The organism is Kitasatospora nipponensis (genome assembly GCF_039528135.1).
GTDB classification, from domain to species: Bacteria; Actinomycetota; Actinomycetes; order Streptomycetales; family Streptomycetaceae; genus Kitasatospora; species Kitasatospora nipponensis.
On sequence record NZ_BAAALF010000082.1, the window covers coordinates 1 to 9,034 of the forward strand.

General features: G+C 75.1%; 7 protein-coding genes and 1 pseudogene. 5 read left to right on the top strand and 3 right to left on the bottom strand.

What is annotated here, in order from left to right; translation table 11 throughout:
• A partial coding sequence (locus tag ABD323_RS21955; protein ID WP_344443563.1) for a helicase-associated domain-containing protein occupies positions 1 to 1,574 on the top strand: 1,574 nt, incomplete at its 5' end.
• 43 nt (positions 1,575 to 1,617) lie between these two features.
• Here the strand turns inward: ABD323_RS21955 and ABD323_RS21960 are convergent.
• Positions 1,618 to 3,087 carry an amino acid permease gene (locus ABD323_RS21960; RefSeq protein ID WP_425556105.1) on the bottom strand — a complete coding sequence of 490 codons (1,470 nt, stop codon included), beginning with the start codon at positions 3,085 to 3,087 and terminating at the stop codon, positions 1,618 to 1,620.
• A 168-nt stretch (positions 3,088 to 3,255) separates the two neighbouring features.
• Entirely contained in the window at positions 3,256 to 4,362 is a 1,107-nt protein-coding gene (locus ABD323_RS21965; protein WP_344443564.1) for an ArsR/SmtB family transcription factor, read from the bottom strand.
• A 92-nt stretch (positions 4,363 to 4,454) separates the two neighbouring features.
• Here ABD323_RS21965 and ABD323_RS21970 point away from each other — a divergent pair, with 92 nt between their 5' ends.
• The 4 genes from ABD323_RS21970 (at position 4,455) to ABD323_RS21985 (ending at position 8,593) form a co-directional block, all read left to right on the top strand.
• Complete coding sequence (locus ABD323_RS21970) at positions 4,455 to 5,801, top strand: MFS transporter (RefSeq protein WP_344443565.1); 1,347 nt, start codon at positions 4,455 to 4,457, stop codon at positions 5,799 to 5,801.
• A 36-nt stretch (positions 5,802 to 5,837) separates the two neighbouring features.
• Positions 5,838 to 6,518: an HhH-GPD-type base excision DNA repair protein gene (locus tag ABD323_RS21975; protein ID WP_344443566.1), complete on the top strand. Its 681-nt coding sequence runs from the start codon at positions 5,838 to 5,840 to the stop codon at positions 6,516 to 6,518.
• 80 nt (positions 6,519 to 6,598) lie between these two features.
• Positions 6,599 to 7,339 carry a rhomboid family intramembrane serine protease gene (locus ABD323_RS21980; RefSeq protein ID WP_344443568.1) on the top strand — a complete coding sequence of 247 codons (741 nt, stop codon included), beginning with the start codon at positions 6,599 to 6,601 and terminating at the stop codon, positions 7,337 to 7,339.
• Positions 7,340 to 7,426: 87 nt separating this feature from the next.
• Positions 7,427 to 8,593 carry a hypothetical protein gene (locus tag ABD323_RS21985; protein WP_344443569.1) on the top strand — a complete coding sequence of 389 codons (1,167 nt, stop codon included), beginning with the start codon at positions 7,427 to 7,429 and terminating at the stop codon, positions 8,591 to 8,593.
• A gap of 163 nt (positions 8,594 to 8,756) precedes the next feature.
• Here ABD323_RS21985 and ABD323_RS46065 read toward each other — a convergent pair.
• Positions 8,757 to 9,034 (bottom strand): annotated as a pseudogene (locus tag ABD323_RS46065) (hypothetical protein); the annotation flags it as partial.

A 9,034-nucleotide genomic window follows, 5' to 3' on the forward strand; every position in this document is an offset into this window, starting at 1 on the left:
CCCGCGCGCACGCCGGCCCGGCCCGCGGTCCGCAGGTGCTCGGCGCCCCGGGCCGGGCCGGCCGGCTCCAGCCGGGTCAGCCTCAGCCGGGTCAGGTTCAGCCGGGTCAGGTTCAGCCGGGTCAGGTTCAGCCGGGGCGGCCGGTCCAGGGCGGTGACGACCCGGCCGCCGGCGGGCAGGCGGTGATGACCGAGGCGTACGACGCCTGGGTGCAGCAGCCCCCGGCCCGGCAGCTGATCGCGCTGACGCTGGCCTGGTGGGCCCTGCCGTTCACCCCCACCGCCTCGCGGGACGCCGAGGGCAAGGCCTGGCCGGCCCTGGTCGGCAGGCCGCCGAGCCCCAGCTGCCGCCAGGCCCGGCGCGGCCTGCTGACCGCGGCCGGCCGGCTGCCGCAGGGCCGCGGCACGGCCCGCTCCACCGGCCTGGCCGCGCTCACCGCCTGGCACCGCCCGCTGGCCGACCAGCTGGCGCAGGACGGCGACAGCCCGTTCGGCACGGTGATCCGCGAGGCCGAGCTGCTGGGGATCATCGCGCGCGGGACGCTCTCCCCGCTCGGTGCGGCGCTGGCCGCCCAGTCCGCCGACCAGCCCGACGCGCTCGCGCGCTGCGCCACCCGGCTGCTGCCACCGGCCACCGAGCGGGCCCGCCTGGGCACCGACCTGACCGCCGTGGTGCCCGGCGCACCGTCGGGCCGGCTGGCCGGCCTGCTCGACCTGGCCGCCGACCGCGAGTCGCGCGGCATGGCGTCGGTCTGGCGGTTCACCCCGGCCAGCGTCCGCCGCGCGCTGGACGCCGGCTACACCCCGCAGGCCCTGGCCGCCGACCTGGCCGCGATCTCCGCCACCGGCGGCCCGGGCCCGCGCGCCGGCGGCGGGCCGGGCGGCGACACCGGGCGGGGGCAACTGCCGCAGCCGCTGGCCTACCTGATCACCGACACCGCCCGCCGGCACGGCCGGATCCGGGTGCTCACCCCGGGCTGCGTGCTGCACGGCGCCGACCCCGCGCTGCTCGCCGAAGTCGCCGTGCACCGCCGGCTCGCCGTCCTGCGGCTGCGGCAGCTGGCACCGACCGTGCTGGTCAGCGCCGCGGACCCGGCGGCCACGCTGGCCGCGCTGCGCGCGGAGGGCTACGCACCGGTCGAGGAGGACGTCGACGGCACCGTGCGGATCGAACGCACCGGCGCGGACCGCGCACCGGCGCTGCCACGACCGCGCGGCGCGGTGGCCGGCCCCGTCCGGTCCGGCCAGTCCCCGGCCGAACTGCGCGCGCTCGCGGGCCGGTTGCTGGCCAGGACGGCCGGCCCCGGCCGGCGCCAGGGCTCCGACGAGGCGCCCGAGGCACTCATCGCGCACGACGCCCGGCAGCTGTCGCCCACCGACGTGCGCCGGCTGGCGTACGCGGTGCGGGCCTGTGAACCGGTGGTCATCGAGTACGAGGCCACCTCGGGCGCCCGGACCGTGCGGACCATCAGCGACCTGGAACTCGATCCGCCGCACCTGTTCGCCTGGTGCCATCTCCGGGACGACCAGCGGGTCTTCGCGCTCGCCCGGATCCACTCCGTCCAGCCGCACTGACCGGGCCGGGCCGGGACCTGTCGGTCACCGGCCCGGAGCCCCGTCAGACCGGCTCGACCGCGTCGGCCGCCGCCGCCCGGCGCCGGCCCTCCACGATCCGGGCGGCCACCAGCACCACCGCGGCCGCGACCAGCGAGAGGACCATCTGGATCCGGCCGTCGTGGTCGGTGAACATGTAGGCGACCACGAACCCGATGAGCCCGATGGTGGCCCAGGTCAGGTACGGGAAGAGCCACATCCGCACGGTCAGCCGCTCGGGCGCCTCGCGCTCGATGATCCGGCGCATCCGCAGCTGCGAGAAGCAGATCACCAGCCAGACGAAGAGCGCCACCGCGCCGGAGGAGTTCAGCAGGAACTGGAAGACCGTGTCCGGCGAGGTGTAGTTGAAGAAGACCGCGACGAACCCGAAGACCACCGAGGCCAGGATCGCGGTGCGCGGCACGCCCCGTCCGGTCACCCGGGCGAAGGCCCGCGGCGCGTCGCCGCGCTGCCCGAGCGAGAAGGCCATCCGGGAGGCCGTGTACATCCCGGAGTTGAGGCAGGAGAGCACCGCGGTGAGCACGATGACGTTCATCACCTGCGCCGCGCCCGGGATCCCGACGTGCTCCAGCACCGCGACGTACGGGCTCCCCTTGACCGAGGCCGCGTCCCACGGGAGCAGGGTCACCACGATCGCGATCGAACCGAGGTAGAAGACGCCGATCCGCCAGATGACGCTGTTGGTCGCCCGGCTGACCGCCTTCTGCGGGTCCTGGGACTCACCGGCCGCCAGGGTGACGATCTCGCTTCCCATGAATGCGAAGACCACGGTGAGCATGCCGGTGAAGACGGCGCCGACGCCGTGCGGCAGGAATCCGCCGTGTCCGAACAGGTTGTCGGTGCCGACCGCGTGGGTGCCCGGCAGCAGACCGAGGACGGCCAGCACGCCGATCACGATGAACGCGGCGATCGCCACCACCTTGATGCCCGCGAACCAGAACTCGAACTCGCCGTAACTGGCGACCGAGAAGAGATTGGTGGCGGTCAGCACCGCCATCACCAGCAACGCGAACGCCCACTGCGGCACGGCCGGCAGCCAGCCGTTGAGGATCTTGGCGCCGGCGGTGGCCTCCACGGCCAGCACCACCACCCAGAAGAACCAGTAGAGCCACCCGATCGTGAAGCCCGCCCAGCGCCCCAGCGCCCGGTCCGCGTAGGCGGAGAACGAGCCGCTCTGCGGGTCGGCGGCGGCCATCTCGCCCAGCATCCGCATCACCATCACCACCAGAACCCCGGCCAGCGTGTAGGAGAGCAGGATGCCCGGACCGGTCGCCGCGATCCCGGCTCCGGAGCCCACGAAGAGCCCCGCCCCGATCACCCCGCCGATCGCGATCATGGAGAGATGGCGGTTCTTCAGACCGGCCTGGAGGTGCCCGGCCCCACCGTGTTCCCCGCCGTGCCCCCCACCGGCTCCCGCGACCGGTCGACCGGCCGGCGAATCGGGCTGCGCGTGCTTGCTGGTGTCCGTACTCATCTGATGACGCTGCCTTCCTGCGCGGCGCAGGATACGGCCGCACAACGGCAGGAAACCTAACCCGGAAATCGATTCTCGTAACCCCTGGAAGGAGATATTTCCTATTACTTGAGGATGATCTGAGGATTCTCGCGAAACCTTCCGCGCTTCTGGCGTCGACTGACATATCTACCGATGAGTTGACTGATCGCCCGCCCGCACCAGGGCGTCCCCCAGCGCCGTGCGCTGGTAGAGGACCCGGCGACCGCGGCGGTGCGAGCGCAGCAGTCCCGCCGCGCGCAGCGCCGAGAGGTGGGCGGAGACCGAGGACGCCGCCAGCGCGTGACGGTCGGCCAGTTCGCCCGTCGAGGCCGGCGTCGCCAACGAGGCGAGCAGCGCGGCGCGGTTGGCGCCCAGCAGCCCCACCAGGGCCGCGCCGCCCGCGCGCACCGCCGGACGCCACAGGTCGGCCAGGCCCCGGGCCGGGTAGATCACGGCCGGCGGCCAGGGGGGCGCGAACCCGCTGACCACATCCGGCCAGGCGAAGCAGCTCGGCATCAGCAGCAGCCCGCGCGCCTGCGGGTCCCGCAGTTCCGGCGGCATGCCCGACCCGCGCACCGTCAGCCGCCCGGACTCCCAGCTCAGCGACGGGTGCAGATCGGCGAAGAGACCCGCCAGGCCGCCCTGGGCCAGCCGGTCGCAGCGGTGGGCGATGTCGGCCTGCAGCACCGAGCGCAGCCGCGGCCAGTGCGGGGCGACCAGCACCTGCCAGGCCCGCTCGGTCAGATCGGCGAGCTGCTGGACGGTGGCGGCCGGATCGGCGAGCATCGCCCGGCCCCGCGGCGAGTCGGCCGCGCCGGGCGTGCAGGCCAGCGACCTGGCCAACTCGCTGTGCGCCAGGGCCGGATCGGTCGCCCGCAGCCGCGCGAGCTCCCCCGCGAAGACCCCGTCCACCGCGTCCGGTCCCGGGACGGCGGGGGCGACGGGCGCGACAGGCGCGACAGGCGCGCCGGGTGCGCCGGGTACGCCGGCCGCGAAGGCGGAGGCCGGGGCGCCGACGGGCGGCGGGCCGAGGAAGTCCGGGGTGTAGCCGCCCTCGGGCGGCATCAGGAACCAGAGCGCGGAGAGGTCCAGTTCGGCCGGCAACGGGCGCACCCGCCGCAGCCAGGGCTGGTGGTAGCCGTGCCGGCGCGCGCGCCGCAGGGTCCGGACGGCCTCGTGCGTCTCGCAGAGGGGCGAGAAGGCGAACCGGCAGTGCATCAGATCGCCTGCGGTGAAGACCAGTTCCGGTGCCACGGGCGCCGACCTCCGCCATCGCTCGCCGTGCGGGAGATTCGTCCGCAGCCGAAAGAATAGTGCGCCGACCGGCCGGCCCGCAGGCTCCCACCATGCCCGCCGCTCCCGGCCCCGTGCCGGCCCCCGTCCCCGTGCCCGCCCCCACCGCCACCACCGGTGGCGAGGGGGTCGGACCCCGCGCCGGCTACCGCGAGGTCTTCGCGGTCGGCGAGTTCCGCGCCGTCTTCGCCGCCCACCTGCTCGCCGTCCTCGGCAACGTCGTCTGCGAACTCGCGCTCGCCGTCCTGGTCTTCAAGCGCACCGGCTCGCCGCTGCTCAGCGCGCTCACCTTCGCCGTCGGCCTGCTCCCGTACGCCGTCGGCGGGACCCTGCTCGCGGCCGTCGCCGACCGCTACCCGGCCCGCCGGGTCCTGGTGCTCTGCAACCTGCTCTGCGCGGGCTGTGCGGCCGGGACCGTCCTGCCGGCGGTCCCCGTCCTCGCCCTGCTGGTGCTGCGCTGCCTGAGCGCCACCGTCGCCCCGGTCCTCACCGGTACCAGGGCCGCGACGCTGGGCGACGTCCTCGGCGAGGGGGACCGGTTCGTGCTGGGCCGCTCGGTGTTGCGGCTGGTCTCGCAGGGCGCCCAGCTGACCGGCTTCGCGGCCGGCGGGCTGCTGCTGGCGGCCGTCCCGCCGCGGGCCGTCCTCGGACTCACGGTGGCGACCTTCCTCGGCTCGGCCCTGCTGCTGCGCCTGGGCACCCGGGCCCGCCCGGCCCGCACCGCCCCGTCGGCCCGGGCCGGCGGGGCGGCGGTCGCGGACCGCCCGTCCGCGCTGGTGGCCCCGTTCGCGCTGGTGGCCGACTCACTGGCCGGCGTGCGGCTGCTGCTCGGCGACCCGCGGATCCGCGCGCTGCTGCTGCTCGCCTGGGTGCCGCCGGCCTTCGCGGTGGTCTCCGAGTCGCTGCTGACCCCCTACGCCGGCGCGCTCGGCCTCGGCCCGGCGGGCCTGGGCCTGCTGATGTGCGGCATGCCGATCGGCGCGATCACGGCCGAGTCGCTGGCCGGCTCGCTGCTCGGCCCGCGCGGCCGGGCCCGGCTGACCTTCCCGGTCGCCGTCCTCGCCATGCTGCCCGCCCTGGGCTACGCGGCCCACCCGGCCTTCGGCTGGGCGCTGGCCTGCCAGTTCCTGACCGGCTGCGGGATCTGCTACACGCTCGGCCTGGACCAGTGGTTCCTCGCCGCGGTTCCGGAACGGCTGCGCGGGCAGGCGATGACCCTGCTCACCGGCGGCCTGATGACCGCCCAGGGAATCGGCATGACGCTGGCCGGCACCGCCGCCGAGTTCGCACCCGTGCACCGGGTGATCGCCACCGGCGGCGTGCTCGGCACGCTCGCGGTCGCGGCCGTCCTGCTCCTGGTGCGGCGCGGTCGCCCGCCGGGCCCGGCGGCGTGTTGCTGAACGGCCCGCCCAGCCGGCACCAGCACCATGGAGACCATGGCCATCACCCTGCACCTCGCCCAGCAACCGGACGCCGACGCGCTGCTCAGCCGCAGCCCGCTGGCCGCCCTGACGGGCATGCTCCTGGACCAGCAGATCCCGATGGAATGGGCGTTCACCGGCCCGTACACCATCGCGCAGCGGCTGGGCGCCGACGACCTGGACGCCCGGGTGATCGCCGACTACGACCCCGACGAGTTCGCCGCGCTGCTCTCGGCCAAGCCGGCCGTCCACCGCTACCCGGGTTCGATGGCCCAGCGGATCCAGCAGCTCTGCCGGCACCTGGTGGAGCACTACGACGGTGACGCCGCGGCGGTCTGGCGCGACGCCGCCGACGGCGGCGACCTGCTGGGGCGGCTCACCGCGCTGCCGGGCTTCGGCGCCCAGAAGTCGCAGATCTTCCTCGCCCTGCTGGGCAAGCAGTTCGCGGTCCGCCCCGCGGGCTGGCGGGAGGCGGCCGGGCCGTACGGGGAGGAGGGCTGCCACCGGTCGGTGGCCGACATCACCGGACCCGACTCGCTGGTCGAGGTCCGCGCCTACAAGCAGGAGGCCAAGCGCGCGGCCAAGGCGGCGAAGACCGCGAAGACGGCCAGGACCGCCGAGTCGGCCGCGGGTGCGAAGAAGACGGCGGGTGCGAGGACGGCCTCGGGTGCGAAGAAGGCCGAGCCCACCGGGTAGCGCCGGCCCGCCGGAGCTACCCGACCGCCGCGGGCAGGCCCTACCATCGGCCCCAGGAAGCGCTCGGGAGGGGAACAGGGATGGCGGACGTCGAACTGCGCAGCGCCGAGGCGCGGATGATCGCGGAGGCCCGCAAGGCGTTCTTCGTGATGTTCGGGTTCCTCTGCCTCATCTGGGCCATCCAGATCGGCAACTGGTCGGACGACAACGGGCTCGTCCTGCAGTTCGGGATCCGCCCGCACTCCTTCGCCAGCCTGCCGGACTTCTTCACCGCCCCGCTGCTGCACTTCGGCTGGGCCCACCTGGAGTCCAACTCCGGTCCGCTCTTCGTCTTCGGCTTCCTGGCCGCGTACCGGGGGGTGAAGAAGTTCGCCGGACTCACCGTGCTGATCTCGGTCACCAGTGGCCTGGCGGTCTGGATCTTCCAGAGCACCGTGACGGTCAGCGCCGGGGCCAGCGGCCTGGTCTTCGGCTACTTCGGCTACGTGGTGCTGCGCGGCATCTTCGACCGGCACCTGATCGACACCCTGGTCGGCGTGGTGATGGCGGCCTCGTTCGCGTACATCGTCGTCGGCGCCGTGCCCGGGGTGCCGGGGGTGAGCTGGCTCGCCCACCTGGGCGGACTGGTCGGCGGGCTGGCGGGCGCCTGGCTCTTCCGTGACCGCAGCGGGCGGCGCGCGGTGGCCGCGGCCGGCGGCGGCCTGCCCGGCCTGACCGGTAGCGCCGGCGCCGCCGGTGGCGCTGGTGGCGCTGGTGGCGCCACCCCGGCGGCGGGCTCGCACGCGGACCTGCTCAAGCAGCTGGACGACCTGGGCCTGTGACGCCACCGGACGCGCGGCAGGTATAGACCACTGCCGTCCGGGGCGGCTAGCGTGAGTCCCCCGTACCCCCCGCCCCGGAGCCGCGCCGTGCAGTCGTCCGTCCTCGCCTTCGCCACCGACCTGATCGACGAGGGTGCGGACACCTTCTTCGGCAACCTCACCGACCGGGCCGGCGTCGGCGGCGTCACCCTCGCCTCGGTCTACCACGAGGCCCGCGACGTCTTCCCGCACCACCCCAGCCGCGTGCTGCGCTACCTGGAACCGGGCGCGGCGTACTTCCGGCCGGACCCGGCCCGCTGGGCGGGGCGGCGCCTGGCGCCGGTGGCGTCCACCGCGATCGGTGACCGCGACCCGTTCGCCGAGGCCGCCGACGAGGCCCGCCGGCGCGGCCTGAAGCTGCACGCCTGGACCGTCTTCTGCCACAACGACCGGCTCGGCTTCCAGCACCCGGACTGCGCCCCGGCCAACGCCTTCGGCGACCGGCACCTCACGGAGCTCTGCCCGGCCGACCCCGAGGTCCGCGCGTACGCCCACACCCTGCTCGACGAGCTCGCCCGCTACGGCGTGGACGCGATCCGTGCCGAGTCCCTGCACTTCCACGGCCTGCGGCACGGCTACCACCACGAGCGCTACTTCGAGCAGCTCGGCCCGGTGACCGAGGCCCTGCTGGGGCTCTGCTTCTGCCCGCACTGCCACAGCGCGGCCACCGGGCGGGGGGTGCCGGCCGAGGACGTCCGGCGGGTGGTGGCCGCCGAGATCCGCCGCCGGCTCGACGACGAGCGGGCCGCCGCCGAACCGGGCGCCCTGGACACCCTCGCCGACGGCGCCCTGGCCGCCTACGTGGACGCCTCGGCCGCCACGGTGACCTCGCTCGCCGCCGACCTGGACGAGCACGCCCGCCGGCTGGGCATGCGGCTGAGCTTCATGGACGGCGGCGGTCCCGGCACCGGCTGGCTCTCCGGCATCGACCTGCCCGCCCTCGCCAAGGCCGGCGTGGGGATCGAGACCCTGGGGTACGCCAAGAGCCCGGAGGCGGTGCGCGAGAAGGTCGCCGCCTTCGCCCTGCACGGCGTGCGGCCGGCCGACCTGGCGGTGATCCTGCGCCCGATGGCCGAGGACTGTGACGGGGCCGCCAACCTGGCGGCGAAGATCACCGTCCTGCGGGACCTGGGCGTCCCCGAGGTCGAGTTCTACAACTACGGGCTGATGCGGCTCTCGTCGATGGACCGGATCGGCGCGGCGCTGCGCGGGTGAGGCCCACGGGGCGGCGGGTGACGGGTGACCGCTGCCCACTGGCCGATAGCAGCTGACGGACAACCGCTGACCGCTGGCCACTGGCCACTGACGGACAACCGATCCCGACCATCAGGTGCGCGATGACAGATCGCAGCTATCAGATGACAGAAAGTGAAATCTGTCAGCGCTTCCGCTTCGCTGTCCCGAACAGGCTGCGCGAGATCTCCCGCCCCAGCTGCGTCCCCGCCGACCGGGCGAACGACTTCAGCGCCGGGTTGCTCAGCAGCGAGCCGAGCAACCCGCCCGCCGCCCCGGCCGCGCCACCCTCCTCCGCACCGCCCGCCGGCGCCTCCCGCCGCCCCTTCGGTGCCGCCGGGGCCCGGCCCGCGTCGCCCCGTGCGGCGTCGGCGGCCGCATCGGGGGGGGGGGGGGGCCGGGCGGGGGGGGGGGGGGGGGGGG

Coding starts and splice junctions, on each gene's coding strand:
- ABD323_RS21960 (WP_425556105.1), bottom strand. CDS start 3,087: ATGAGTACGGACACCAGCAAGCACGCGCAGCCCGATTCGCCGGCCGGT.
- ABD323_RS21970 (WP_344443565.1), top strand. CDS start 4,455: ATGCCCGCCGCTCCCGGCCCCGTGCCGGCCCCCGTCCCCGTGCCCGCC.
- ABD323_RS21975 (WP_344443566.1), top strand. CDS start 5,838: ATGGCCATCACCCTGCACCTCGCCCAGCAACCGGACGCCGACGCGCTG.
- ABD323_RS21980 (WP_344443568.1), top strand. CDS start 6,599: ATGGCGGACGTCGAACTGCGCAGCGCCGAGGCGCGGATGATCGCGGAG.